25 protein-coding genes are annotated in these 23,719 nt (G+C 73.7%); 12 read left to right on the forward strand and 13 right to left on the reverse strand.

Annotation, left to right across the window (positions count from 1 at the left end):
• Positions 1–143 precede the first annotated feature (143 nt).
• Together F9B16_RS13795 and F9B16_RS13800 are read right to left on the reverse strand one after the other, a co-directional pair.
• On the reverse strand, positions 144–440 hold the full coding sequence (locus tag F9B16_RS13795) for a YiaA/YiaB family inner membrane protein (RefSeq protein WP_151540436.1): 297 nt from the start codon (positions 438–440) through the stop codon (positions 144–146).
• Between the two features lie 82 nt (positions 441–522).
• A complete protein-coding gene (locus F9B16_RS13800; protein WP_151540437.1) occupies positions 523–1,482 on the reverse strand; it encodes a neutral zinc metallopeptidase in 960 nt (319 codons plus the stop codon).
• Between the two features lie 81 nt (positions 1,483–1,563).
• Between F9B16_RS13800 and F9B16_RS13805 the strand changes: the two genes are divergently transcribed.
• Complete coding sequence (locus tag F9B16_RS13805; RefSeq protein WP_225991610.1) at positions 1,564–3,309, forward strand: DUF2207 domain-containing protein; 1,746 nt, start codon at positions 1,564–1,566, stop codon at positions 3,307–3,309.
• 144 nt (positions 3,310–3,453) lie between these two features.
• On the opposite strand, the gene F9B16_RS13810 is transcribed toward F9B16_RS13805, so the two are convergent.
• Entirely contained in the window at positions 3,454–3,867 is a 414-nt protein-coding gene (locus tag F9B16_RS13810; RefSeq protein ID WP_151540439.1) for a hypothetical protein, read from the reverse strand.
• Between the two features lie 326 nt (positions 3,868–4,193).
• On the opposite strand from F9B16_RS13810, the gene F9B16_RS13815 reads away from it, so the two are divergent.
• From F9B16_RS13815 to F9B16_RS13825, 3 genes are read left to right on the forward strand one after another with little or no spacing between them, the layout of a single operon-like run.
• Positions 4,194–5,153: a FadR/GntR family transcriptional regulator gene (locus F9B16_RS13815; RefSeq protein WP_151540440.1), complete on the forward strand. Its 960-nt coding sequence runs from the start codon at positions 4,194–4,196 to the stop codon at positions 5,151–5,153.
• On the forward strand, positions 5,150–6,379 hold the full coding sequence (locus F9B16_RS13820) for a CynX/NimT family MFS transporter (RefSeq protein WP_151540441.1): 1,230 nt from the start codon (positions 5,150–5,152) through the stop codon (positions 6,377–6,379). The genes F9B16_RS13815 and F9B16_RS13820 overlap by 4 nt, the downstream gene beginning before the upstream one ends.
• Positions 6,380–6,423: 44 nt before the next feature.
• Entirely contained in the window at positions 6,424–6,843 is a 420-nt protein-coding gene (locus F9B16_RS13825; protein WP_151540442.1) for a hypothetical protein, read from the forward strand.
• Positions 6,844–7,278: 435 nt separating this feature from the next.
• On the opposite strand, the gene F9B16_RS13830 is transcribed toward F9B16_RS13825, so the two are convergent.
• On the reverse strand, positions 7,279–8,253 hold the full coding sequence (locus F9B16_RS13830; protein ID WP_151540443.1) for an asparaginase: 975 nt from the start codon (positions 8,251–8,253) through the stop codon (positions 7,279–7,281).
• Between the two features lie 131 nt (positions 8,254–8,384).
• The gene (locus tag F9B16_RS13835) at positions 8,385–9,212 is read right to left on the reverse strand and encodes a BKACE family enzyme (protein ID WP_151540444.1); all 828 of its coding nucleotides are present in this window, start codon (positions 9,210–9,212) and stop codon (positions 8,385–8,387) included.
• 20 nt (positions 9,213–9,232) lie between these two features.
• Here F9B16_RS13835 and dtd point away from each other — a divergent pair, with 20 nt between their 5' ends.
• Positions 9,233–9,658, forward strand: a complete 426-nt coding sequence (dtd, locus tag F9B16_RS13840; RefSeq protein ID WP_151540445.1) for a D-aminoacyl-tRNA deacylase — start codon at positions 9,233–9,235, stop codon at positions 9,656–9,658.
• 87 nt (positions 9,659–9,745) lie between these two features.
• Here dtd and F9B16_RS13845 read toward each other — a convergent pair whose 3' ends face one another.
• From F9B16_RS13845 to F9B16_RS13860, 4 genes are all read right to left on the reverse strand, one after another.
• Entirely contained in the window at positions 9,746–10,243 is a 498-nt protein-coding gene (locus tag F9B16_RS13845) for a hypothetical protein (protein WP_151540446.1), read from the reverse strand.
• An 80-nt stretch (positions 10,244–10,323) separates the two neighbouring features.
• On the reverse strand, positions 10,324–11,319 hold the full coding sequence (gene ygfZ / locus F9B16_RS13850; RefSeq protein ID WP_151540447.1) for a CAF17-like 4Fe-4S cluster assembly/insertion protein YgfZ: 996 nt from the start codon (positions 11,317–11,319) through the stop codon (positions 10,324–10,326).
• A gap of 9 nt (positions 11,320–11,328) precedes the next feature.
• Positions 11,329–11,745 carry a Fur family transcriptional regulator gene (locus F9B16_RS13855; protein ID WP_151540448.1) on the reverse strand — a complete coding sequence of 139 codons (417 nt, stop codon included), beginning with the start codon at positions 11,743–11,745 and terminating at the stop codon, positions 11,329–11,331.
• A 426-nt stretch (positions 11,746–12,171) separates the two neighbouring features.
• The gene (locus tag F9B16_RS13860) at positions 12,172–12,657 is read right to left on the reverse strand and encodes an FABP family protein (RefSeq protein ID WP_151540449.1); all 486 of its coding nucleotides are present in this window, start codon (positions 12,655–12,657) and stop codon (positions 12,172–12,174) included.
• Between the two features lie 241 nt (positions 12,658–12,898).
• Here F9B16_RS13860 and F9B16_RS13865 point away from each other — a divergent pair, with 241 nt between their 5' ends.
• The 4 genes from F9B16_RS13865 (at position 12,899) to F9B16_RS13880 (ending at position 16,918) form a co-directional block, all read left to right on the forward strand.
• The gene (locus F9B16_RS13865) at positions 12,899–13,261 is read left to right on the forward strand and encodes a DsrE family protein (protein ID WP_151540450.1); all 363 of its coding nucleotides are present in this window, start codon (positions 12,899–12,901) and stop codon (positions 13,259–13,261) included.
• A 220-nt stretch (positions 13,262–13,481) separates the two neighbouring features.
• Positions 13,482–14,927: an MFS transporter gene (locus F9B16_RS13870; RefSeq protein WP_151540451.1), complete on the forward strand. Its 1,446-nt coding sequence runs from the start codon at positions 13,482–13,484 to the stop codon at positions 14,925–14,927.
• Entirely contained in the window at positions 14,924–15,481 is a 558-nt protein-coding gene (locus tag F9B16_RS13875; protein WP_151540452.1) for a cysteine hydrolase family protein, read from the forward strand. Before F9B16_RS13870 ends, F9B16_RS13875 begins: the two co-directional genes overlap by 4 nt.
• 174 nt (positions 15,482–15,655) lie before the next feature.
• Complete coding sequence (locus tag F9B16_RS13880; protein ID WP_192808779.1) at positions 15,656–16,918, forward strand: hypothetical protein; 1,263 nt, start codon at positions 15,656–15,658, stop codon at positions 16,916–16,918.
• 9 nt (positions 16,919–16,927) lie between these two features.
• Here F9B16_RS13880 and F9B16_RS13885 read toward each other — a convergent pair whose 3' ends face one another.
• Entirely contained in the window at positions 16,928–17,473 is a 546-nt protein-coding gene (locus tag F9B16_RS13885; RefSeq protein ID WP_151540453.1) for a helix-turn-helix domain-containing protein, read from the reverse strand.
• A gap of 51 nt (positions 17,474–17,524) precedes the next feature.
• Here F9B16_RS13885 and F9B16_RS13890 point away from each other — a divergent pair, with 51 nt between their 5' ends.
• Positions 17,525–18,781 (forward strand): alpha/beta hydrolase family protein, encoded by a 1,257-nt coding sequence (locus F9B16_RS13890; protein ID WP_151540454.1) that lies wholly within the window; start codon positions 17,525–17,527, stop codon positions 18,779–18,781.
• Here F9B16_RS13890 and F9B16_RS13895 read toward each other — a convergent pair.
• Positions 18,778–19,314 (reverse strand): MarR family winged helix-turn-helix transcriptional regulator, encoded by a 537-nt coding sequence (locus F9B16_RS13895; protein WP_318839231.1) that lies wholly within the window; start codon positions 19,312–19,314, stop codon positions 18,778–18,780. The genes F9B16_RS13890 and F9B16_RS13895 overlap by 4 nt on opposite strands.
• A gap of 94 nt (positions 19,315–19,408) precedes the next feature.
• Here F9B16_RS13895 and F9B16_RS13900 point away from each other — a divergent pair, with 94 nt between their 5' ends.
• Positions 19,409–20,638 carry an MFS transporter gene (locus F9B16_RS13900; RefSeq protein WP_151540455.1) on the forward strand — a complete coding sequence of 410 codons (1,230 nt, stop codon included), beginning with the start codon at positions 19,409–19,411 and terminating at the stop codon, positions 20,636–20,638.
• Here F9B16_RS13900 and F9B16_RS13905 read toward each other — a convergent pair.
• Complete coding sequence (locus F9B16_RS13905) at positions 20,582–21,856, reverse strand: APC family permease (protein WP_151540456.1); 1,275 nt, start codon at positions 21,854–21,856, stop codon at positions 20,582–20,584. The two genes, F9B16_RS13900 and F9B16_RS13905, sit on opposite strands and share 57 nt — an antisense overlap.
• A gap of 105 nt (positions 21,857–21,961) precedes the next feature.
• Between F9B16_RS13905 and F9B16_RS13910 the strand changes: the two genes are divergently transcribed.
• On the forward strand, positions 21,962–22,450 hold the full coding sequence (locus F9B16_RS13910) for an Lrp/AsnC family transcriptional regulator (protein WP_151540457.1): 489 nt from the start codon (positions 21,962–21,964) through the stop codon (positions 22,448–22,450).
• Positions 22,451–22,459: 9 nt separating this feature from the next.
• Here F9B16_RS13910 and F9B16_RS13915 read toward each other — a convergent pair whose 3' ends face one another.
• Positions 22,460–23,293, reverse strand: a complete 834-nt coding sequence (locus F9B16_RS13915) for an aminoglycoside phosphotransferase family protein (protein WP_225991608.1) — start codon at positions 23,291–23,293, stop codon at positions 22,460–22,462.
• Positions 23,294–23,719 lie beyond the last annotated feature (426 nt).

Genomic DNA, 23,719 nt, shown 5'->3' on the forward strand with positions numbered 1-23,719 from the left:
AAGCACTACAGCTAGCACTCCGCCGTGAGTCCCCTCACAGTCATGGACCCGGGTGCGGACGATATCCGTCCGAAACGCACAGAGCACCCGGCGGACGGTGCCGGGTGCTCTGCGCGCTTCGGACGGACGGGCGGGGCCACGCGTCACAGGGACGGGTTGGCGTAGGGGTCGTGCTCGGCGAGCAGCTTGTCGAGCCGCGCCTGGTCGACGCGGTTGGTGACCGCCGCGCTCTCCTGGCGATCCCGCACGCACTTGGCCAGCGTGAACGTCGAGGTGATCACGTACAGCAGGCCGAGTGCCAGGAACGCCCGGACCCACGCGCTCACCGGTAGGTAGACCACGCCGGCGGCGACGGCGATGCTGGAGACCGCGAACGAGATCGCGGCCTGGACGAAGAACGCGGCGCTGCCCGACTGCGCGGGCGGAGTGGTGTTCGACATGCCACGAGTCTGCGGCGGCGCGGCGCCGCGGGCATGAGTACCCGCACTCAATTACCGATGAGTAGCTCCACGCCGGCGGGGGTCAGCTGACGTCGGAGGGCGGGACCGTCCAGGTGTTGCAGACCGACAGGTCGCGGCCCTTGAAGCCGGTGATCACCCAGCCCGCGTAGTGCCGTCCGGACCCGTGGTCGCGCTGGTCGGGCGGCAGCCGCTCGTCGCCGCGCCCCCGCACGTCGATGATCATCGCGGTGTACTGGGCCCGCGTCATCGGCAGCGTCGCCCGCTCCGAACCGAGGAACGTCCCGGCGAAGCACTGCGCCTGCAACTCGATGCGGCGGCTCGCCTCCGTCCGCGTCGCGGTGTCGCCCTTCTCCATCTCCGCGTCGCCGTACAGCAGGATGCCCGCCCGATCCTGAACGTGGTGGCCGTACTCGTGCGCGACGACCCGGGCGAACACCGCATAGTGCGACAGCGGCTCGCCGCCCGACGTCTCCACCACGTTCGTCAGCCCCACGTACATCGTGTTGTTCGCCGGGCAGTAGAACGCGGACGCGCCCGGCGCCGGGTAGCTGCCGCACGGGCTCGACCCCGGCGTCTGCCAGAACACCCGGTTCGGGGAGTCGAACCGCATCCCGGCCTTCTTGAACTGCCTGCTCCACGACGCGTCCAGGCAGTCGCTCAGGACGTTCATGAACCGGCGCATGGACGCCGGACCCGGCGCGAGCCGCGGCAGGACGCACCGCACCGGCGTCAGCGCGCCCGTCGCGTACAGCTTGTTGTCGGTCGCCGTGCTGCGCGTCGCCGTCCGCGGCGCCGCCGAACGGACGTGCGTGCCGATGCCGCCCTCGCCGCCGAACAGCGAGAAGCCGAGGATCCCGAGGACGACGACCGCCGTCAGCCCGCCGAAGATCCCCGCGATCGTCCCGCCGGCGCTGCGGCGCGGCGGCCTGCGCGCCGGGACGTACCGGTACTGCGGCGGCGGACCGTAGGCAGGCGGACCGTACGGGGGCGCCGGCGGAGGCGGGGGGTAGTGACCTGCCATAGCGCAGAATCATCGCACGCGTTCCCGCTACCATTTGCGGCCATGTCTGCTCTTGCGGCGTTGTGTCGTTTGCGACCGGTGATGCTCGCGCTGGCGGCCGGTTCCCTCCTCGCCCTCGCGACCTGCGCGTCCGCGGGGGCGGCGGAGCGTCCGGCGGCGGCGGGCGAGCGCGCCGCGGCCGTGCCCGCACGGGCCGCCGACGCCGAGCGGGTGCTGAAGGACGACGTGGCCCTCGCCCCCGGCAAGGGCGGCGTGATCCGGGTCAAGGAGACCATCGTCTACCAGTTCGCCGGGCATTCCGGGTTCCGGCGGACGTTCCCGACACGCACCCACGAGAGCGTCACCCAGGACCGCGTCTACGAGCTCGGCGCCCTCCGCGCCACCAGCCCCGACGGCGGCCCCACCCGCGTCTCCACGTCCACCGGCGACACCGACACCACGGTCAAGGTGACCGGAAGCGGCAAGCTCACCGGCCGGCACACCGTCGTCCTCGAGTACGACCTGCGCGGCGCCATCGACCAGCTCGGCTCCGCCGAGGAACTGCGCTGGCCCGCCGCCGGCGGCTGGCGGGTCCCCGTCGACGAGGCCGGCGCGACCGTCGACGCCACCGCGATGATCCGCAGCGTCAACTGCTTCGCCGGACCGCTCAAGAGCACCATCGGCTGCACCCAGTACTACACCAACCACGCCCACACGCAGGGCGTCTACAGCCAGCGCGAGATGCTGCCCGGCGAGTACCTCACGGTCGTCGCCGGGCTCCCGCCCGGCACCACCGGCGGCCACGCGATCTACGAGCGGCGGCACACCGTGGCGACCGCGTTCTCCGTCAACGCCGTCACCGGCGGCGTCCTGCTCGGCCTGCTGGTGCTGCTCGGCGGCGGCGTCGCCGCGCTGTACCTGCTGCGCGGGCGCGACGCCCGCGTCGTCGGCAAGCACGCCTCCGTCGGCGACCAGCCCCCGGTCGTCGGCGCCGAGTTCGAGCCGCCGAACGGCGTCCGGCCCGGCCAGATCGGCACCCTGATCGACGAGCAGGCCGACGTCATCGACGTGACCGCGACGATCGTGGACCTCGCCGTCCGCGGCTACCTGCTGATCGAGGAGGAGGACCGGGCCCGCACCGGCCGCCTCGACTGGACGCTGCGCCGCCTCGACCGCCCCGTCGTCGACCTGCTCCCCTACGAGCGGATCCTGCTGGACGCGCTGATGACCGGCCGGGACGGCGCGCCCCGCGACGCGGTGAAGCTGTCCGAGCTCGGCGGCACGTTCGCCACGAAGCTCGCGCAGGTCCGCGCCGCGATGTACGACGACGTGGTGAAGCAGGGCTGGTTCGCGCGGCGGCCCGACACCGTCCGGTCCCGGTGGACCGTGTCCGGCATCGCGCTGACCGTCCTCGGCATCGCCGCGACCGTCGCGCTCGCCCTCACCACCGAGTGGGCGCTCGCCGGCCTCGCGCTGATCATCGCGGGCGCCGCCCTCGCCTACGGCGGCCAGTACATGCCCGCCAAGACCGCGCGCGGCTCCACCGTCCTCGCGCACACGATCGGCTTCCGCGCGTTCCTGGAGCGCGGCGCGATCCCGGACGCCGAGCACACCGCCTCCCAGCAGCGCATCGCCCTGTTCTCCCGGTTCCTTCCGTACGCGGTCGTCTTCGACGTCGTCGGCAAGTGGGCCGAGACGGTCAAGGACGCCGGCGAGCGCGCCGAGGGCGCCGACAACCTCTACTGGTACGAGGGCCCCGCCGAGTGGGACCTGTCGAACTTCGCCGAGTCGATGCGCACCTTCACCCTCGCGACGTCCGGCTCGATCTCCCAGTCCCGGGGCCTCTGACCCCGCGGGTCGGGCCCGCGACGGCGCCGGGAGGGGACTCGGCGGCCGCCGCGGGCTCGGACGGCGCCTGCCGATCCGGGGGGTGGGTGTGGTGGCCGTTCCGGCAGGCGCCGCGTCCGGGGGGATCCGCGGCGAGGGGGCGCGTCACTTGATCTGGCGGATGTTCCCGGCGTGCCTCTTGTGGATCCAGCGAAGCGGGTCGAACTTGCGCCACGTCGCGGCGGCGCGCGCGCTCGCGGCCCGTTCCCGCTCGGCGGCGTCGCGCGCGGCGGCCTCCCGGCGCGCGGCCTCCTCGCGCTCGGCCTCCAGCCGCGCCAGCTCCCGCTCGGCGGGGGTGAGCGCCGGGTCGCGCCGGTTGCGCTGCGACGGGCTGCCGCGCAGGATGCCGCCCGTCACGTCGCCGCGGTGCGGCATCTGCGGGTCCCGGCCCACCGGCCGCCTGCGCTCCTTGGACGCCACGATCGTGAGGACCAGCCAGCCCGCGATCGCCAGGAAGATCACCACGGGCCCGATCGTGTACAGGTAGATGTCCCCGATGTGAACGGAACTGCCGAGCATGTGGCGACACCTCCTCGCCCCAGACCGGTACCCCCCGTCCGGATTTCAACCACCCGACCGCCCCGGCCCCCCACACGCCGCCGCGAAGCCACACGTCCCCACGCCACGGGCCCCTGCGTGGCAGCGCCACGGGCCCCTGCGTGGCGGCGCCGCGGGCCCGCACGTGACGGCCGCGCGGGTCGCACGTGACGGCCGCGCGAGACTGCCTTCCGCCCACCCGGCTTCGAGAGGCGCGTAGCGGCGCCGCGGGGCGCCTCCGGCCCACCCCGGCACGGAGGCGGGTAGGGACATTTCGTAAGATGTCTGACATCTTACAGAGGGAGGTCATGGTGGCGTTGAGTCCCGTCCCGAGCGGCTCGACCGTCGACGCCGTGCTCGACCAGCTCCAGCGGCAGGTCAGCGGCGGCTCCTGGCCGGTGGGCGAGCGCATCCCCGGCGAGCTGGACCTCGCCGCGCAGCTCGGCGTGAGCCGGCCCGCCGTCCGCGAGGCGATCCGCGCGCTGTCGCACTGCGGCGTGCTGGAGGTGCGCCGCGGCGACGGCACCTACGTGCGCAGCAGCGCGGACCCGCGCCCGCTGCTCGGCGGCGTCGCGCACGCGTCGGCCCGGGACGTCTTCGAGGTGCAGCTCGCCTACGACGTGCAGGCGGCCCGGCTCGCGGCGCGCCGCCGCACGGCCGCCGACCTGGAGCGGCTCGAGGAGCTGCTGCGCGCCCGCGACGAGGCCACCGGCGCGGACGAGCACGGCGCCGCCGAGTTCGGCGCCGCGGACGCGCGCTTCCACCTCGGCGTCGCCGAGGCGAGCGGCAACCCGGTCCTCATCGAGGCGATGCGGTTCTTCATCGTCCGGCTCGGCGAGGCGATGCGCGCCGTGCGGCTCGACCACGAGGTGCCGGAGGCTGGTCCGGCCCGGCACCGGGCCGTGCTGGACGCGATCATCGCGTCCGACCCGGACGCCGCCGCCCGCGCCGCCGCCGCGGTCGTCGAACCCACCCTCGCCGTCCTGGACACCCTCCTAGCCCACCCCACCCCACCTCCCAGCGACCACGCCCCCCACCCGGCCCCAGGCCCGACCCCGTCAGCCAGCGCCGGGCGAGTTCGGGCAACCGACGCCGCTCAGGCTCGGACGACCGCCGGTCAGCCCCAGCCGACCGACGGTCGGGCACGAGCATCCGACGCCGGTCAAGCTCAGGCGACCGGCACCGGACAGGCCCAGCCGACCGACGCCCGGCAAGCCCAGGCGACCGGCCCCGGGCGGGGTCGGGTGGCTGGTGGGGAGGGGCGGTGACGGGGCGGCGGGGCGGACTGCTCGGGTCGGTGCTGCTGATCGTCCTGGTCGCGGTCAACCTGCGGCCGGCGATCTCCGCGGTCGGGCCGGTGCTGACCGAGATCCAGGACGCCTTCCACCTGTCCGGGACGGCCGCGGGCGCGCTCACCACGCTGCCCCTGGTGTTCTTCGGCTCCTACGGGCTGCTCGCCCCCTTCCTGCGGCGGCCGCCGCGCAGCGAGACGCTGCTGGTCACTGCGATGGGCCTGCTGATCGTCGGGCTGCTGCTGCGGCTCGTGGACGCGCCCTTCCCGCTGTTCGCCGGGTCCCTGGTGGCGGGCATCGCGATCAGCGTCGGCAACATCGCGATGCCCGCCATCATCAAGCGCGACCATCCCGACTCGATCACCACCGTCACCGCGGTGTACACGCTCGCCGTCAGCGGCGGCGCGTCCATCTCGTCCGGGCTGGCGGTGCCGATCGAGGACGCCTTCGGCTCGTCGTGGCGGCTGCCGCTCGGGCTGCTGGCGGTGCCCGCGGCGATCGCCGGCCTGATCTGGCTGCCGAAGGCGGTGCGGGCCTCCCGGGCCGCGCGCTCGGCACCGTCCGCGCCGCCCTCGCGGGCCGCCGCGGCGCTGGTGTGGCGCACCGGTCTGGCCTGGCAGGTCACGGTGTTCATGGGCCTCCAGTCGCTGCTGGCGTACGTGGTGCTCGGCTGGCTGCCGACGATCTGCCAGGACCGCGGGATGAGCGACACCGCCGCCGGCTACGTCCTGGCGCTGACCGCGGCGATCCAGGCGGTCGGCTCGCTGGGCGTGCCGCTGCTGGAGCGCCGGATGCGCGACCAGCGGCCGCTGGTGACGCTGACGTGCACGCTGTGCGTGGTCGGGTTCGCCGGGGTCGCCTGGGCGCCGATCGCCACGGTGTGGCTGTGGGCGGTCGTCCTCGGCGTCGGCCAGGGTCTCGGGTTCGCCACCGCGCTGTCGTTCATCGGCCTGCGCGCGCACGACGCCGCGACCGCGGCGCAGCTGTCCGGCATGGCGCAGGGCGTCGGCTACGTCATCGCGGCCCTCGGCCCCCTCGTCATCGGCGCGCTGCACGACGCCACCGGCGGCTGGACCGTTCCGATGATCGCCGTGCTGGGGGTCTGCGCGGCGCTCGCCGTCCCCGGCCTGCCCGCCGGACGCAACCGGACGCTCGGTTCACCGGCCCCGATACCGACGCCTGAGGTTAATGCGGCGAATTAACGGACACATCCGTAGGCGTCCCCGTAACGGCCGACCATCGGGAGGTGGACGGGATGCTCGCCATGGCCTACGCCAACACCGACCCCATCGGGCCGATCTTCTGGGCATGGATCATTCCGGTGCTCGCGACGGTGGGGCTGCTGGCCTGGCTCTATGTCACGGTCACCGCGTCGTCGCGGAAGGTCCATCCGGAGCGCCGCAACGACCAGACGAACCATCGCGGCATGGAGCAGGGCGGGCTGTACTACTACCGTCCCGGCATGTTCTCGCACAGCTACCCGCCCACGTCCGAGCAGGACGAGGAGTTCTTGTACGAGAACCCGCAGCCGGGCCGTGAGCCCCGCGTCCAGACCGGCCGGGGGCTGGCCAACAAGACCCTCAAGGAGCGCGCCAAGATCGTCAAGGAGAGGGCGGCCCTGAAGGACGAGGTCGACTCCCTGAAGCGCCCCAAGCACGACTCCTGACCACGCCCGCAGCTCCTGACCACGCACCCAGCTCCTGACCACGCACCCAGCTCCTGACCACGCCCGCAGCCCCGCTCAGGCCCCGGCCACCCGCCGGGGCCTGATCTTTGTCCCCGCCAGGCGGGCCGGGGACGAGCAGGACCGTCGGAGGAGCCCGGCGCAGGCCGGGCCCGGCACGAACCCGGTGGCCCGGCACGAACCCGGTGGCCCGGCACGAACCCGGTGGCCCGGCACGAACCCGGTGGCCCGGCACGAACCCGGTGGCCCGGCACGAACCCGGTGGCCCGGCACGAACCCGGTGGCCCGGCACGAACCCGGTGGCCCGGCACGAACCCGGTGGCCCGGCACGAACCCGGTGGCCCGGCACGAACCCGGTGGCCCGGCGCGAACGCTGCCGCCGCGTGGCCCCGATGAGCGGCGTGCGGCGGCGCGGGGTCAGGTGGGCGCGGGGAAGGCGTCGGGGGCGGGGCGGATGGCTCCCACCGTCGCGTCGCCGCCGTGGAGGGGGACGGTCGCCAGGTCGTCGAGGGCACTCGGGGCGGGCTGGTCGATGCCCAGGGCGCGGAGCAGGGCGACGGTCACCGGCGTGCGGGCCCGCATGGCGCCGTCGTCGATCTTGACGGCCCCGGCGCGGCCGTCGGTGAAGGCGAACGCGTCCACGCCCTCCGCGCCGCACTTGACGAGCAGGCCCGGGACGGCGTCCATGAGCAGGCGCTCCTCGCGGCGGGTCCCGGACGTCCATTGCGGGTGCGCGCGCATCGCGTCGGCGACGCGGCGCTCGGGGGTGCCGGGCCCGGCGAGGACGAGGGCGCGGAACGCGCGGGCGACGCCGGCCACGGAGACGGCGAACAGCGGCGCGCCGCAGCCGTCCACGCCGACGGCGCCGACGGTCTCGCCCGTGAGCTCCTCGACGACGGCGCGGACGGCGAGCTGGAGCGGGTGGCCGTGGTCGAGGTAGCCCTCGGTGGGCCATCCGGCGGCGACGCAGGTCGCGAGCATGGCGGCGTGCTTGCCGGAGCAGTTCATCCGCATCCGGGAAGGGCCGCCGCCCGTGCGCGCGACCTCCTGCTGGGTCTCGGGGTCGAGCGGCCACTGCTCGGGGCAGCGCAGGTCGGCGGCGCCGAGGCCCGCCCCGGCGAGGATCTTCTCGACGCCCTCGACGTGGAAGTCCTCGCCGGAGTGGCTGCCGGCGGCGAGGGCGAGCAGCTCGCCGTCGAGGTCGAGGCCGGACCGCAGCATCGCGACGGCCTGCATCGGCTTGTTCGCCGAGCGCGGGAAGACCGGCTCCTGCGGCGCGCCCGCGCGCACCGCCGGTTCGCCGCCGGCGTCGAGGCCGATCGCGGCGCCGCGGTGCCGCGACTCCACGAACCCGGACCGCTCGACCTCCACGAGTACGGGATTGATCTGCACTGCGCCCCCTGTCGTCGGTGAACGCGGGCCGGCCGGGCCCGCGTGTCTCCATGGTGGTTACCCACCGCACCGAAGTGAACCCGAACCGCATTCTGTGGATAACGGTCCGGGGCCGATGATGTCCAGGCAGGTCAGCGCTCTTTGACGCCCAAAAGCGTGCGAGCGTCGGCGGCCGGCATCGCGGGACGCTGCGCCAGAGCGGCGGCCGATGCCGCACGCTCCACGAGCTCCACGTTGGCGCTCACGGGCCGTCCCTTGGCGAAGGTGACCGTGTCCTCCATGCCGACCCTCAGGTGCCCACCGGCCGACAGAGCCGCGAACAGGACGGGCAGGGACGTCCGGCCGATACCGGTGGCCGACCACGTCGCCCCTTCAGGGAGCGCGTCAACGGCCGCGACGAGCGTACGCGCGTCCCCAGGCATGCCGCCGGGAACGCCCATGACGAGGTCGCAGTGCACGTGACCGCCGTACGGGAGGCCGTGCTTGTCCAGCAGGCGGTGCAGCGACGCCACCTGCCCGAGGTCGAACAGCTCGAATTCGGGCACGACCTCCAGTTCCTGGGTGCGCTGGTACAGCTCCACCATGAACGGCCACGGGTTCATGAAGACGTCGTCGCCGAAGTTGACCGTGCCGCAGGTGAGCGAGCACATGTCCGGCGCGGCGTCCAGGACGCGCAGGCGGTCCTCGTAGGGGTCGGTGACGGCTCCCCCCGTGGACAGTTGGACGATCAGCCCCGTGCTCTCCCTCAGCGCCGCGACCGTGTCCCGCAGCCGGGACGGGTCGAGGGTGGGCCGCGCGTCGTCGTCGCGGATGTGCACGTGGATGACGGCCGCGCCGGCCGCCTCGCATTCCTTGGCCGTCTGGACCAGTTCATCCAGGGTGACGGGCAGGGCGGGGACGTCCGCCTTGGCGGACTCCGCGCCCGTGGGCGCCACCGTGATGAGCGTCGTTGCTCCCATAGGCGGCAGAATGCATGGTCATGCGTGCCGTAGTCCAGAGGGCGAGTCAGGCGAGCGTGTCCGTGGAGGGGCGCGTCGTGGGTCAGATCGACGGGCCGGGCCTCATGGTCCTGGTGGGGGTGACGCACGACGACGACGAGGCCAGGGCCCGCAGGATGGCCGCGAAGCTGTGGGGCCTACGCATCCTCAAGGACGAGAAGTCGTGCTCGGACGTGAACGCGCCGCTGCTCGTGGTGAGCCAGTTCACACTCTACGGGGACGCGCGGAAGGGCCGCCGGCCGACCTGGACGGCGGCCGCACCGGGCCCGGTGGCGGAGCCCCTCGTGGACGCGGTGGTCCGGGAACTCCGGAACCTGGGCGCCAAGGTGGAGACGGGCGTCTTCGGCGCGGACATGGCCGTCTCGCTCGTGAACGACGGCCCGATCACCCTCGTCGTCGACATCTGACGGGCTGCCACAACGCCCCCCGAGCGGCGAACCGCGGCGGCACCGACCGCGCCCCGGACGGCCCGGCGCCGGCCGGGGCCGCCCGGGTCAGCCGAAGCCGTACACCATGCCGACGACGGTGACGACGGTTCCGACGCCCGCGAGCAGGATCAGCGCCCGGTCCGCCGGGGCGAGCCGTCCGCGCACGCTCGCCGAGTACACGACCACGCCGGTGTCGGCGGCGGTTTCGTCCGGGTCGGGCTTCCTGCGGGACGGGTTGCGCATCCCGATGAGCTTCCACAGCGCGTCGTTCTTCACGTGCTGGTGGGCGGGCGTGCAGGCGAACAGCCGTCCGCGCGCGCGCTCGATGCACGGGACGCCCTGGCGCGTCAGCACCCGGCACAGCGTGGGGACGAGGAGGAACTCGTACAGGCACCAGCCGAGGAGCCCGAGCAGTGCCACCCGCCACGAGTGCAGGTACCAGGCGGCGACGGCGACCGCCGCGAACAGGGCCCACCACAGCAGCGCGGACTCCCGGCGGGGACGGCGGCGGCGAGTCCCCTTGCGTGCGGCCGGCGGCTTCTCTCTCCCCAGGTTCGCGACCATCGGTAGGAATCCACCTTCCCCGGGCGGTGGCCGGTCAGAAATCGTCTATATCAGACGATTTTGCCCCGAGGGTCGCCGCTTTACCCCCGATTTGCGGGCCGCCTCCGGAGACCGATCTGCGCGTTGGCCCCGGTGTCCGGCGACACCACGACCTCCTGCGCGGCGGCCACGCCGCCCGCCAGCAGCTCCGCGTCCACCGGCACGTTGCGCTTGACCAGCGCCAGCGCGATCGGCCCCAGCTCGTGGTGGCGCGCCGCCGACCCGACGAACCCGATCGTCCGACCGCCGGGGACCTCCACCGGGTCGCCGTGCGCGGGCAGCCGGTCGACGCTGCCGTCCAGGTGCAGGAACACGAGCCGCCGGGGCGGGCGCCCCAGGTTGTGGACGCGCGCGACCGTCTCCTGCCCCCGGTAGCAGCCCTTGTTCAGGTGGACGGCCGTCTCGACGTACCCGACCTCGTGCGGGATCGTCCGGTGGTCGGTGTCGAGGCCGAAGCGGGGGCGCCGCTCGGCGATCCGCAGCGCCTCGTACGCCCAGATCCCGGCGGGACGCAGGCCGTCCGGGAAACCGTCCGAACGCGGGACGATCCGGGTGACCGTGCCGGCGGCGTCGGGCCAGGCGAGACCGCCGTCCCCCAGCGCGCCGCCCTCCGGTCCGGTGATCACCATGTACTCGTCCGACACGTCCACGACCTCGACGCGGAGCATGAACCGCATCCGGTCGAGGAACTCCGCGAGCGCGGGCGCCCGGCCCGGCTCGACGTGCATCCACACGGCCTCGCCGTCGTCGACCAGGAACATGTGGTGCTCGATGTGGCCCTGCGGGCTTAGCAGCAGCGCCTCGGTCGGCTCGAACGGCTTCAACGCGTCCAGGTGCTGGCTCAGCAGGCTGTGCAGCCAGCTCAGCCGGTCCGGGCCGGAGACCCGCACGACGCCCCGGTTCCCGCGGTCGACGAAGCCCGTGCCGCGTTCGAGCGCGCGTTGCTCCTGCGCGGGCTCCCCGTAGTGCGCGGCGACTTCCTGGTCGGGCTCATCGGCGGCGACGGCCCCGGGCGACTGCAGCAGCGGGCTCTCCATGGAGCCAGACTATGTCGCGCGGCACTCCTTGCACCGCCCGTACACCGTGAGGTGGTGCACGTCCGTCTCGAACCCGAAATCGCGCTCCAGCAGCTCCGCGAGACCGGCCGCGGCCTTCGGGGCGACGTCCTCCACCGTGTGGCAGCCGCGGCACACCAGGTGGATGTGCTCGGCCTCGGCGGCGAGGTGGTAGTTCGGCGGCCCGTGGCCCAGGTGGGCGTGCTTGACGAGCCCCAGCTCCTCAAGCAGCTCCAGCGTCCGGTAGACGGTGGAGATGTTCACGCCGCGGGCGGTGCGCTGCACCTCGGTGCAGATGTCCTCGGGTGTCCCGTGCTCGAGGTTGGTGACGGCCTCGAGCACCAACTGGCGCTGGGGAGTGACCCGGTACCCCTTGGCCCGCAGCTCCTCCTGCCACGACTCGACCATGCCCCGAGTGTATGCCGGACGGGTCCGCCGAAAACTCGTTTGCCTCCGCGCCCGCGGCTCACATAGCGTGCGGGGTACGCGCGAAAGGAGGTGGTCCAAGAGATGGTTGATTCTGGGACTCGCGAGGTGACTGTCCGCTAGTCGCCGTTCCGCCTCGGCGCCGCCGCCCCCGGCGGTGGCAACCGGTCGCGACGGTGACCGGCGAATACCAGGCAGTTACCCGATCCCCGGACCGATGGACCAGTCCTGTCCGTCGCCCCGCACCCGCGGGAAGGTCCGGGGATCGTTCCATGTCCGGGCCCATGAAGCGCCCGCGCCTCCCCGCAGCCGTGACGCCCGCACCAGCGGGACGCGCGGGACGTGCGCGGCGGCGAGACGTGCGCGCCGGCGAGACGTGCGCGCCGGCGGGACGTGCGGGGCGGGGCGTCAGCCGACGCGCTTGAGCTGCGCCGACAGGTGCGACTGGAGCGGCTGGCCCATGGCGGCCATGTCGTAGGCCCAGCCGAGGTCCTCGCCGATGAGGCCGTACAGGCGCGAGCCCGCGGTGACCTCCTTGGCCGACTCGGTGCGCGCCACCACGTCGGTCTGCAGCTCGACGCGGTTGAACGCGACGTTGCCGACGTAGATCTCGACGATCCCGGTGGGGTGCGAGAGCGTCACCTCGACCTGGTGCTCCGGGCGGGGACGCCAGTAGCCGGTCTCCATGGCCAGCGGGCGGCCGAGCGTGCCGTCCTCCTCGATCAGCCAGCTGCGGCTGGCGTAGACGAGGAACGGCTTGCCGACGTGGGTGAAGGAGATCTCCTGCCCGAAGTTGAAGCCCTCGATCGTGGGATAGCCGCCGACGCCGGCGCCCTCCCACGTGCCCAGGAGGAACTTCAGCGGTTCGAGGTCGGGGTGCAGCTCAAACTCCATGAGCACCGAGCGTAGCGGCGCGGGCGGATCATCGCGCCACTCGCGGGCGGCAACGGCGCGGCCTCAGCGCGGACGCCGTCCCGCCGCGTCCCCGCACCGGTCATTTCAGGCGCCCGAGCCGCACCACCAGCAGGACGGCCGCCACCGCCACCAGCGCGAGAGCGAGGACCAGGACACCCGCGTTCACCATGCCGCCCACGCCGCACGATGCTACGCGCGCCCGCGGGGCTAGAGTGCGCCTATGGCGAGACCTCTGGTTATCAAGGTGACTGCGGGGGCGGACGCGCCGGAGCGGTGCAACCAGGCGTTCACGGTCGCGGCGGCGGCCGCGGCCAGCGGCGTGCCCATCTCGCTGTGGCTGACGGGCGAGTCCGCGTGGTTCGCCCTGCCCGGCCGCGCCGCCGGCTTCGAGCTGGAGCACGCGACGCCGCTGGACGACCTGCTCGCCGTGATCCTCGCCGCCGGACGCGTCACGCTGTGCACGCAGTGCGCGGCGCGCCGCGGCATCGGCCCTGACGACGTGCTGCCCGGCATCCGGATCGCCGGCGCCCCGACGTTCGTCGAGGAGATCACCGCTCCTGACGTGCAGGCGCTCGTCTACTAGGCCCATCCCATCCGGCCCGTAGGCGCGAGCCGTACGGGCGTTCACACCTGCCCTGCGGGCCCCCCGAGCCCGCGATTCAGCCAGCCTGGCCTGCTCAGCTCCATTTGTTCAGTTTTAACTGGACAGCTCAGCCTGTAGAAACTACCGTGGAGGGCATGGACGAGACGGACGGAACGGAACGAGCACGGGAAGGGACCGCGCCGCGGGGACGGCGATGCCGATGACCTCGGTGCTCACCCAGGTCGCGGGCTCGCTGCGCCGCCGCGGCGGCGGCGCGGACCGCCCGCCGGACGGGTTCGACCGGCGGCTCCTCGCGCCGATGATGCTCGGCAGCGTCCTGAACCCGGTGAACTCGTCGATCATCTCGGTCGCGCTGGTGCCGATCGGCGCCGCGTTCGGGGCGCCGCCGTCCCGCACCGCCTGGCTGATCTCCGCGCTGTACCTGGCGACGGCGATCGGGCAGCCGGTGGTCGGGCGGCTGATCGACCTGTTCGGGCCGCGCCGGCTGTTCCTCGCCGGGACGGCGCTGACCGGCCTCGCCGGGGTCGTCGGCATGCTCGCGCCGAACCTGTGGGTGCTGATCGGGGCGCGGGTGCTGCTCGGGTTCGGGACGTGCGCCGGCTACCCGGCGGCGATGTCGCTGATCCGCAGCGAGGCGCGGCGGACCGGGCACGACAGCCCGGCCGGCGTCCTGACGGCGCTCGCCGTGACCACGCAGACCATCGCGGTCGTCGGGCCGTCCCTCGGCGGCCTGCTGATCGGGCTCGGCGGCTGGCGCACCACGCTCGCGCTGAACATCCCGCTGGCGCTGGCCGGGATCGCACTGGGCCTGCTGCGCCTGCCCAAGACGCCGTTGCCGGAACGCGCCGAAGGCGAGCCTCGCTTGGCGGGCCTGGACCTGATGGGCATGGGCCTCTTCGCCGTCATGCTCGTCTCGCTGCTGGTGTTCCTCATGGAGCCCGCCCTCGGGCACCTGTACCTGCTGGCGGTCGTGGCCGTGGCGGCAGCGGCCTTCGCCGTCCGCGAGCTGCACGTGGACGCCCCGTTCATCGACCTGCGCGTGCTCGGCGGCAACAAGCCGCTGCTCCTCACGTTCGCGCGTGCGCTCCTCGCCTACGTCGTCACGTACGCGTTCCTTTACGGCTACACGCAATGGCTGGAGGAGGGACGCGGCCTGTCGGCGTCGCAGACGGGCCTCGCGCAGCTGCCGCTCTTCGGCACCGCGATCATCGTCTCCACCCTCACGGGACGGCGCCCGGAGATCCGCGGCAAGCTCCTCGCGGGCGCCGCCGGGCAGGTCGCCGCGTGCGCGCTGCTGCTGGTCCTGCACTCCGCCAGCCCGATCTGGCTGATCGTGGCCGTCGCGATCGTCGTCGGCGTCCCGCAGGGGCTGAACAGCCTCGCCCTCCAGAACGCCGTCTACCACCAGGCCGACCCGGAACGGCTCGCGTCGTCCGCCGGGCTGCTGCGCACCTTCGGCTACCTCGGCGCGATCGTCGCGTCCGCGGCCAACGGCGCGTTCTTCGGGCAGCGCGCCGGCACGCCCGGGATGCACCACCTGGCCTGGTTCATGCTCGCCATCTCCGTCGCGTTCCTGGTCGTGACGGTGGTGGACCGCTCCCTGGGCCGCGTCGGCCCGGCCACCCGAGAGATTGGACAGTCATGACGAACACCGCCCTGCTCGCGATGGACCTGCAGAACGCGATGGTCGGACGCGTCGAGGACGACGCCTACCTGCCGCGCGTGGTCCGCGCCGTGGACGCGGCGCGCAAGGCCGGCGTGCCCGTGCTGCACGTCGTCGTCGGTTTCCGCGAGGGCCACCCCGACAAGCACCCCCGCAACAAGGCGTTCGGCGCCCTGCCCGACGGCGCCTTCACCCCGGGCGACCCGAACGCCGCGATCCACCCCGACCTCGACCCGCGGCCCGGCGAACCGGTGATCACCAAGAAGCGGGTGAGCGCGTTCGCGGGCAGCGACCTGGACCTCGTCCTGCGCTCGCGCGGAATCGACCACCTGGTGCTGGCGGGGATCGCGACGAGCGGCGTCGTCCTGTCCACCCTGCGGCAGGCCGCCGACCTGGACTTCCAGATCACCGTCCTCGCGGACGGCTGCGCCGACGCCGACCCGGAGGTCCACCGCGTCCTGACCGAGAAGGTCTTCCCGCGGCAGGCCGACGTCGTCACCGTCGACGCGTGGACGAGGACCCTGACCGAAGCCTGAAAGAAGGCTGCGTGAACGGGGAAGAGCGCGTTAACCCTGCGCTAACCTTCGCCCGCCCGCCTTCTGCCGCCGCCCCGGACCCGCCTATGGTGCGATGACCAGGGAAAACGCCGGGTTCTCAGCGCTCCCGGGCCCGGGGAGGCACTCCCCGGGGCCGGGGAAGGGGGCGGGTCCATGGCATCGAAGGTGATCCTGCACATCGGGCAGCAGAAGTCGGGCACCACCTATCTGCAGGACGTGCTCGGCCACATCGCGGGGCCGCTCGCAGAGGAGGCGGGCATCCTCTACCCGGACTCGATCAGGGAGGTCATCCCCGACGCGATCGAGAACCACGAGCGCGCGACGCGCGGGCTCCTCGGCGGCGAGTACCCGTGGGTCGCACCGGACGACGCCGCCGGGGAGCGCGACAAGTGGCTGCGGCTGATGGAGAAGGTCCGCGCTTGGCCCGGCACCGTCCTGATCTCCGCCGAGGCGCTCTCGGTGATCCGGTCGCCGGCCGTGGCGCGGCTGCTGGCCGAGTTCGACGGCGCCGGCGTCGAGATCGTGATCACCACCCGCCGGCTGGACCGGACGCTGCCGTCGCTGTGGCAGCAGCACGTCCGCAACGGGCGGCACTCCACGATCGAGGAGTACTTCGCGGCGCTCGCCGAGCAGCGCGAGCGCGGCCCGGAGGCGATCGAGGAGGAGCTGGACCTGCACCTGTGGCGGGCGTTCTGGCTCGGCGGGCTGGTCCGGCGGTGGTCCGCCGCGGTGGGGCCGGACCGGGTCCGCGTCGTGATCAACCCCGGTTCGCCGCCGGACCTGCTGTGGCGCCGCTTCGCCGCCGCCGTCGGCGCCCGCGGCTGCGCGGGCCGGCCGTCCGCCGACGTGCGGGCGCGCCGCACCCACGGCGGGCTGACCAGCGAGGAGACCGAGCTGATGGTCGCGCTGAACCGGCGGCTCGACGACTCGGGCTGGAGCACGTTCGAGCGCCGCGCGCTGCGCGAGGAGATCCTGCTGAACGGCCTGCTCGTGCGGGACGAGCGCGGCGGGCCGGTCGCCGTCCCGGACTCGATGCGAGAGCTGGTCGGGCAGTGGGCCGAGGAGGACGTGGCCGTACTCCGGCGGAGCGGCGTGGAGATCGTGGGCCGTCCCCGCGAGCTGCGGCCCGTGCCGGAACCGCCGGACGGCCGCGCCCGGGCGTCGTCGGGGCAGGTCGCCGAGGCCGCCGCGGCGGCGATCATGGCGGTGGCGCCGCGCGGCCGGTACGGGCCGGAGCCGCGGCCGAAGTCCCTGCGGACCTGGGTCAGGACCCGCGTCCGGCCGGAACAGGAGATCCCGGGGCCACCGCGCCCGGACGCCCCGGATGCGGCGGGCACGCGGGATGAGCGGGACGCACCGGGTAAGCGGGACACACCGGGTGCGCCGGGTGCGCCGGACGCGGGATCGGCGCGGTGAGGCGGGCCGTCAGGTGGACTCCGGGCCCGCCGCCGGGGGCTCGATCGGGAAGAGGATCGGGCTCAGCAGGTACTGGGCGCGGCCGGGCGCCGGGCCGTTCGCGAGCCGCGGGGCGATCGCGGCGCGCATCCCGGCGATCAGCTCGAGCAGCTCCTCCCGGCTGAGCCAGACGGCGTGCTGCCGGTATCCGACCAGGTCGGCGGCCGGGTCGCTGCCGTCGCGGTCGAGGTAGGCGCCGAACTCGGCGAGGAGGGCGGCGGTCGCCGCCGCGAACCCGCGCCGGTGGTCGTCGCGGGACAGCGGCGCGTCCGGGTCGATCACCGCGCGGTCCTGGCGGAGCCGGTAGCGGCGCTCGACCGCGCCGCGCACCCGGCGCTCCTCCGCGACCTCCAGGACGCCGCCGTCGACGAGCAGCTCGATGTGCCGGTAGACGGTCGCCTTCGACACGTCCGGGATGCGCGCGCGCAGCTCGGACGTGGTGAGCAGCCGGCCGCCGCGCATCGCGTGGACGACGCGCAGCCGGACGGGGTGGGCGAGCAGCTCCAGGGTGTCCATGGCCCTACGATCTCATCCGTGTTACCTTTCTCAAACTTGAGAGGGGTGGGGATGGGAGACGCGGAGGCCATCGCGGCCGGAGTCGTCCGGTCGCTGCGGGACGGACGGTTCACCGAGGTCGAGGCGCTGTTCGCGGCCCCGCTGCGGGCCGTCGCGTCCGCCGGGACGGTACGCGTCGCGTGGACGGACGAGATCGCCCGCCACGGCCCGGTGACGTCCGTCGGGGACCCGGCGGCCGAGCCGTTCGGCGCGGACCTGACCAGGGTGAGCGTGCCGGTCGGCTGCGAGCGCGGGGCGCTGACCGTCGTGATGTCCGTGGACGGCGCGGGCCTGCTGAACGGCCTCCGCCTCGCGCCCGGCGGCACCGCCGCGTCGTGGAACCCGCCGCCCTACGCCGACCCGTCGGCCTTCGAGGAGCGCGAGGTCACCGTCGGCTCCGGCCCGCAGGCGGTCCCTGGCACGCTCACCCTGCCCCGGACGGGCGGGCCGCGTCCCGGCGTCGTCCTGCTCAGCGGCGGCGGGCCGTTCGACCGCGACGCGACCAGCGGCCCCAACAAACCGCTCAAGGACCTCGCCTGGGGGCTCGCCACCAGCGGCGTCGCGGTACTGCGCTTCGACAAGGCCACCCACGCCCACCCCGCCGAGGTGGCCGCCGATCCCGGCTTCACGATGGCGGACGAGTACGTCCCGCACGCCGTCGCGGCCGTCCGGCTGCTCCGCGGCGAGCCGGGCGTGGACGCCGCGCGGGTGTTCGTCCTCGGCCACAGCATGGGCGGCAAGGCGGCCCCGCGCGTCGCCGCCGCCGAGCCGTCCGTCGCCGGTCTGGTGATCATGGCGGGGGACGCGCAGCCGATGCACGAGGCCGCCGTCCGCGTGACGCGGTACCTCGCGTCCCTGAACCCCGGCCCGGACGCGGACGCCGCCGTCGCCGCCATCGTCCGGCAGGCCGCCCGGGTCGCCGACCCGGGACTGTCCCCGGCGACGCCCGCGGCGGACCTGCCGTTCGGCCTCTCCGCCCCGTACTGGCTGGACATGCGCGCCTACGACCCCGTGGCGACCGCCGCCGAGGTGGGCAAGCCGATGCTGATCCTGCAAGGCGGGCGCGACTACCAGGTCACGGTCGAGGACGACCTGTCCCGCTGGCAGGCGGCCTTGGGCGGCCGTCCGGACGTCACCGTGCGCGTGTACGCCGCCGACGACCACCTGTTCTTCCCGGGCACCGGCCCGTCGACGCCCGCCGGCTACGACCGCCCCCAGCACGTCGACCCGGCCGTGCTGGACGACATCGCCGCCTGGCTGAACACCTAGCCCGCGCGGCTCGCCTCGCCCGCGCCGTCGGCCTCGTCGGCCTCGTCGCCGAGGCTGAGCAGCAGCGTGCGCAGGGTCGTGGCGAGAGCGTCCCGCTGGTCCTGGTCGAGCGCGGCGAGGATGCGCTGCTCGTTCTCGAGGTGGGCGACGACGGCGCGGTCGATGAGGTCGCGGCCCGCGGGCGTGAGGGCGACGATGACGCTGCGCCGGTTGCCGGGGTCGACGTCGCGCGTGACGTAACCCTTGGCGACGAGCCGGTCGAGGCGGTTGGTGACGGCACCCGAGGTCACCATTGACGAACGGGCCAGATCACCGGCCGTCATGCCGCCGGGCGCGCCCGCGCGCCGCAGGGTGGCGAGGACGTCGAACTCGCCGCGCTCCAGCCCGAACTCGCCGAACAGCGCCTTGAGCTCGCGCTCGGCGATGCGCGTCACCCGGGTCAGCCGGCCGAGCACGCCCATGGGGGACGCGTCGAGGTCAGGGCGCGCGCGGGCCCACTGCTCCAGGACGAGGTCGACGGCGTCACGCCCCACCAGAAACTCCTCAACGTTGAACTGTTTGACATGAAGGTATCATCGGATTACCTTCCTCAACGTTGAACATTTCAACGTTGAAAGGTTACTCGCGATGGTCGCACGCACCGGACGCCCGCACTCGCTCCTGCGGGCCTGGCTGGGCGTGGCCGTGATCACGGCCAGCCTGTTCACCTTCCTCACCACCGAGCTGATGCCCGTCGGCCTGCTCACCCCGCTCAGCACCAGCCTGGACGTCCCCGTCGGCGTCGCCGCGCTGATGGTCACCCTCTACGGCGTCTCCGCCGGCCTCGGCGTCACGTTCATCGTCGCCTGGACCCGCCGCGTCGACCGGCGCGTGCTGCTGTCCACGCTGCTGGCCGTCCTCACCCTCGGGAACCTCGTCACCGCCGTCGCGCCGAACTTCGCGCTCGTCCTGACGACACGGCTCGTCATGGGCTTCGCCAGCGGCGTCTTCTGGGCCATCGGCGTCAGCATGGCGATGCGCCTCGTCCCCGAACGGCACGCCAGCCGGGCGTCCGCGATCGTCATGTCCGGCATCTCCATCGCCACGGTCGTCGGCATCCCGCTCGGCACCGTCCTGGAGGACCTCACCAGCTGGCGGACCACGTTCCTCATCTGGTCCGGCCTGAGCCTGCTGGTGTTCGCCGCGGTCGCCGCCACCGTGCCGTCGCTGCCGTCCGACAACGCCGTCTCGGTCCGCGAGGTGTTCGGGCTGCCGCTGCGGAACGCGCCGCTGCGGTCCGTGCTGTTCATCGTCGTGCTGTTCGTGCTCGGCCACTTCGGCGCGTACACGTTCGTCCGGCCGTACCTGGAGGACAGCACGTCCGCCACTCCCCTGTTCATCACCGTCGTGCTGATCATCTTCGGGATCGGCGGCGCCGTCGGGAACTTCGCCGCCGGCTTCACGGTGAACAAGAGCCTGCGCGGCAGCTTCGCCGCCGGCTGCACCGGGCTCGTCGCGTCCCTGCTCCTGCTCCTCGCCATCGGCGACGGGAAGGCCGGCGCGATCGCCGCGCTGGTCCTGTGGGGGCTGTCCTTCGGCGTCGTCCAGCTGTCGCAGGTCAACATGACCCTCGCCGCCGCCCCCGAGACGTTCGAGGCCGCGATGTCGCTCAACACCATGGCCTACAACACCTCCATCGCGCTCGGCGCCCTGTTCGGCGGCCAGCTCGCCGACAACCTCGGCGTCACCAGCGTCGTCTGGTTCGGCGTCGCGCTGACCGCCGGCTCCCTGCTCCTGATGCTCGGCACCGGCCGCAGGGCCTCAGGCGCCGTCGCCCATGACGCGTCCGCCGCCCCCTCCGCACTCCTGAAGGACTGACCGCCGGACGCCCTCGGTCGCCGCCGCCGTCACCGCGACGGCGGCGGCGAGCAGCGCCGCCCACCCCGAGAACAGCAGCAGCTGGACGACGGTGACGCACGCGACCGCCGCCGCGACCCGCGCCATGCCGCTCAGCACCCGGACCGCCGCCGCCATGCAGGCGAGATAGACGACCAGGAACAGCGCCGTCGGGACGGCGACGAACTGCGCCGTTCCGACCAGCCCGCTGGCCGCAAGGCCGAGCAGCAGCCCGCCGGTCGCGGCGATCGCGGCGACAAGCCCGGCGGCCTGCCCCCGCCCCGTCCCGGCGGGGCGGCCCCGTCGTGTCCCGGCCAGGGCGGACGCCATCGCCGTGGCGCCCGTCAGATAGGCGTTGGTCGCCGCCAGCGTCAGGACCACCGCGCCGACCGCCGCGATCGCCCGCCCGCTCCCGCCGACCGCGACCTCCAGCAGCCCCGCCAGCGGCACCGAACTCCCCGCCCGCGGACCGAGCACCCCGACCGTCGCGGCCGCCAGCGCCAGGTACAGGACGGCGGTCACGGCGAACGCGGCCCCCACCACCCGCGGCAACTGCCGCCGCGGATCCCGCAGCCGCGCCGTCAGCGGGGCCGCCGCCTCCCACCCGACGAACGCCAGCATCAACGGCGACGCCGCCCGCGCGATCGCCCCCCACCCGTGCGGAGCGAACGGATGCCAGTACCCGCCGCGCGCCGACGGCGCCGCCCCGGCCACCGCCAGCACCACCAGCGCGACCAGCAGCCCGACCAGCGCCAGCTGCACCCGGACACCCGTCCTCGCGCCGGCCAGGCGCATCGCCAGCACCATCGCGAGCAGGACGCCCGCCGCCGCGAACGCCGTCCGGTCCCCCGCCCTCAGCAGCTCCGCCACGTACGCGCCGCCGATGAGGCACACCACGGGCGCCCCCGTCACGACCCCGCCGAGGAAGCACCAGGCGGCCGCACGCCCCGCCCGCGACCCGAGCCCCGCCGCGGCATAACCCGCGACACCGCTCGTCGAGCCCACCGTCGTCCCGAGACGGCTGAACACCACCGCGATGAGGCCGGACAGCACCAGCAGGCCGACCCACGCCAGCAGAGAGGCGGGCCCCGCGGCCCGCGCCGCGAGCCCCGGCAGGAGCAGCAGGCTGGGCCCGAGCAGAGCACCCACATACAAGGCCGTGGCACCCGCGGTGGACAGATCGTTCCGGTTCGAAGACATGCCATGAGCATCGCCCGAAACCCGCGGCACGCGATGGCATGTTGTAGCCCGCAGGAAGCTCTCAACGCAATGCTGTGCCACTACAGGGCCAATATGCTGCACGGCATGCCGCAACAAGGTTACGACCGCATCGATCGCGCCATCCTCGACCGGCTCCAGCAGCACGGCCGCACCGCCAACGTCGACCTCGCCGAGACCGTCCGCCTCTCCCCGTCCTCCTGCCTGCGCCGCACCAAAGCACTGGAGGACGACGGCGTCATCGCCGGCTACCGCGCAGAACTCGACCGCGACCGGCTCGGCCTCGGCCTCACCGTCTTCATCGCCCTGAAGGTCGACCAGCACTCCCGCGAGACGTCCCGGACCATCGAGGCGGCCCTCACCGCCATCCCGGCCGTCGTCGCCTGCCACGTCGTCTCCGGCGAGGCCGACTTCCTCGTCGAGGTCGCCGTCGCCGACCTCGCCACCTACGAGCGGGTGCTCCTCGACGAGATCCTCGCCATCGGCCCCGTCCGCGACGCACGGAGCACCTTCGCCATCCGCACCGTCCTCAGCCGCGGCCCGCTCCCGCTCTCGGGCTGGCCGCCCAAGCAGTGACCCGCCCCGTCACTCCGTCAACGACTCCGCCAAGCCGTCCGCGAGGGCGGTGATCTGCTCCAACGCCAGGCCGCCGCGGGCCACCCGGAACCCGTGGCGGCGCGCCCAGAACGCGCCCCGGACCGCATGGAACTGCGCCCAGCGCCGCACACGCTCACGGTCGAGCTCCGCCGCCTCCGCGAACACGTCCATCACCCGACGCAGAGCCTTGCCGAGGTCATCGGCCCCGATGAGCCTCAACAGGAGCGCCTTGAACAACGCACCACCGTCAAAGGCGGGATCCCCGACGTACCCCTTCGGGTCGACCGCCAGCCACGGCTCGCGATCGGCCCGCAGAATGTTCCTCGGATGAAGGTCGCCATGCACGAGCGTGTCCGGCTGGACACGCCCCAGCTCGCGCACCGTCGCCAACGCCGCGTCCAGCACACGCGGACCGAGCCCGTGCACCAGCTCCCGCGCGTCCTGCCGCAGCTCCTCCTCCCACCCGTCCGCCCGGTCCCGCAACCGTGGCAGGCCAGGCGGCGCCGGGACGCTCAACCGCCGGCTCAACCGCCCCGCGACCCGCACCATCTCGTCGACGTCCTCACCCTCCGCCAAGGAGACCGTCCGGGCCCGCTCCAGCAGCATCGCGAACCGCCCGTCGTCCCGCTCATGCAGCAGGACCGCGCCGCGCCCGCCCCACACCGCGAACGCGTCCGGCTCATGGACGTTGCCAGGATGCGGAAACGACACCTTCACCACAGCGGGCCCCCCGCCCCGCCGCACCGGAACGATGACCCCGACGCCGCCGTGCATGACCGCGCCGTCCGGCACGCACTCCCAGCGCTCCAGCAGCTCCGTCACGATCCCCGGCAACTCGGCGAGCCACTCCGAGCCCGCCTCCCCTTCCCGCTCGACGGTGCTCCGCGCGAACACCTCCGGTATCACGACCACCCGGGCACGCTACGCGAACCGAACCGGCGCCGAACAAGCAACGCCGAACCGAACTCGGCTCCGCCTGGCGGCCACAAGCGCCCACCTCGTCCTTTGACCGCAGCAACGCGAACGCCCCTTGGGAAGGCGGGTGTATCGGCGAGAGGGGTGATCGCAAGAGGGGTGCATCGCAAGAGGGGTGTTCGGGTGGTGGGGTGGCGCTTGCGTACGGGGCCGCCCCTCCAAAGTCAAGGGCGCCTTCGGCGTCGCTACGCGATGGACTTCGTCCACCCTTGACTTTGGAGCCTCTGCGGCCCCTGGGCAGGTGATGGGGGCAGGCTCCGCCTGCCCCGCCCC

It is taken from the genome of Actinomadura montaniterrae, assembly GCF_008923365.1.
Classification (GTDB): domain Bacteria; phylum Actinomycetota; class Actinomycetes; order Streptosporangiales; family Streptosporangiaceae; genus Spirillospora; species Spirillospora montaniterrae.

What these genes read in the sequence shown, in the direction of transcription:
- F9B16_RS13795 (WP_151540436.1), bottom strand. Translation starts at nt 440, where the DNA reads ATGTCGAACACCACTCCGCCCGCGCAGTCGGGCAGCGCCGCGTTCTTC.
- F9B16_RS13800 (WP_151540437.1), bottom strand. Translation starts at nt 1,482, where the DNA reads ATGGCAGGTCACTACCCCCCGCCTCCGCCGGCGCCCCCGTACGGTCCG.
- F9B16_RS13805 (WP_225991610.1), top strand. Translation starts at nt 1,564, where the DNA reads ATGCTCGCGCTGGCGGCCGGTTCCCTCCTCGCCCTCGCGACCTGCGCG.
- F9B16_RS13810 (WP_151540439.1), bottom strand. Translation starts at nt 3,867, where the DNA reads ATGCTCGGCAGTTCCGTTCACATCGGGGACATCTACCTGTACACGATC.
- F9B16_RS13815 (WP_151540440.1), top strand. Translation starts at nt 4,194, where the DNA reads ATGGTGGCGTTGAGTCCCGTCCCGAGCGGCTCGACCGTCGACGCCGTG.
- F9B16_RS13835 (WP_151540444.1), bottom strand. Translation starts at nt 9,212, where the DNA reads ATGGGAGCAACGACGCTCATCACGGTGGCGCCCACGGGCGCGGAGTCC.
- dtd (WP_151540445.1), top strand. Translation starts at nt 9,233, where the DNA reads ATGCGTGCCGTAGTCCAGAGGGCGAGTCAGGCGAGCGTGTCCGTGGAG.
- F9B16_RS13845 (WP_151540446.1), bottom strand. Translation starts at nt 10,243, where the DNA reads ATGGTCGCGAACCTGGGGAGAGAGAAGCCGCCGGCCGCACGCAAGGGG.
- ygfZ (WP_151540447.1), bottom strand. Translation starts at nt 11,319, where the DNA reads ATGGAGAGCCCGCTGCTGCAGTCGCCCGGGGCCGTCGCCGCCGATGAG.
- F9B16_RS13855 (WP_151540448.1), bottom strand. Translation starts at nt 11,745, where the DNA reads ATGGTCGAGTCGTGGCAGGAGGAGCTGCGGGCCAAGGGGTACCGGGTC.
- F9B16_RS13860 (WP_151540449.1), bottom strand. Translation starts at nt 12,657, where the DNA reads ATGGAGTTTGAGCTGCACCCCGACCTCGAACCGCTGAAGTTCCTCCTG.
- F9B16_RS13865 (WP_151540450.1), top strand. Translation starts at nt 12,899, where the DNA reads ATGGCGAGACCTCTGGTTATCAAGGTGACTGCGGGGGCGGACGCGCCG.
- F9B16_RS13870 (WP_151540451.1), top strand. Translation starts at nt 13,482, where the DNA reads ATGACCTCGGTGCTCACCCAGGTCGCGGGCTCGCTGCGCCGCCGCGGC.
- F9B16_RS13875 (WP_151540452.1), top strand. Translation starts at nt 14,924, where the DNA reads ATGACGAACACCGCCCTGCTCGCGATGGACCTGCAGAACGCGATGGTC.
- F9B16_RS13880 (WP_192808779.1), top strand. Translation starts at nt 15,656, where the DNA reads ATGGCATCGAAGGTGATCCTGCACATCGGGCAGCAGAAGTCGGGCACC.
- F9B16_RS13885 (WP_151540453.1), bottom strand. Translation starts at nt 17,473, where the DNA reads ATGGACACCCTGGAGCTGCTCGCCCACCCCGTCCGGCTGCGCGTCGTC.
- F9B16_RS13890 (WP_151540454.1), top strand. Translation starts at nt 17,525, where the DNA reads ATGGGAGACGCGGAGGCCATCGCGGCCGGAGTCGTCCGGTCGCTGCGG.
- F9B16_RS13900 (WP_151540455.1), top strand. Translation starts at nt 19,409, where the DNA reads ATGGTCGCACGCACCGGACGCCCGCACTCGCTCCTGCGGGCCTGGCTG.
- F9B16_RS13905 (WP_151540456.1), bottom strand. Translation starts at nt 21,856, where the DNA reads ATGTCTTCGAACCGGAACGATCTGTCCACCGCGGGTGCCACGGCCTTG.
- F9B16_RS13910 (WP_151540457.1), top strand. Translation starts at nt 21,962, where the DNA reads ATGCCGCAACAAGGTTACGACCGCATCGATCGCGCCATCCTCGACCGG.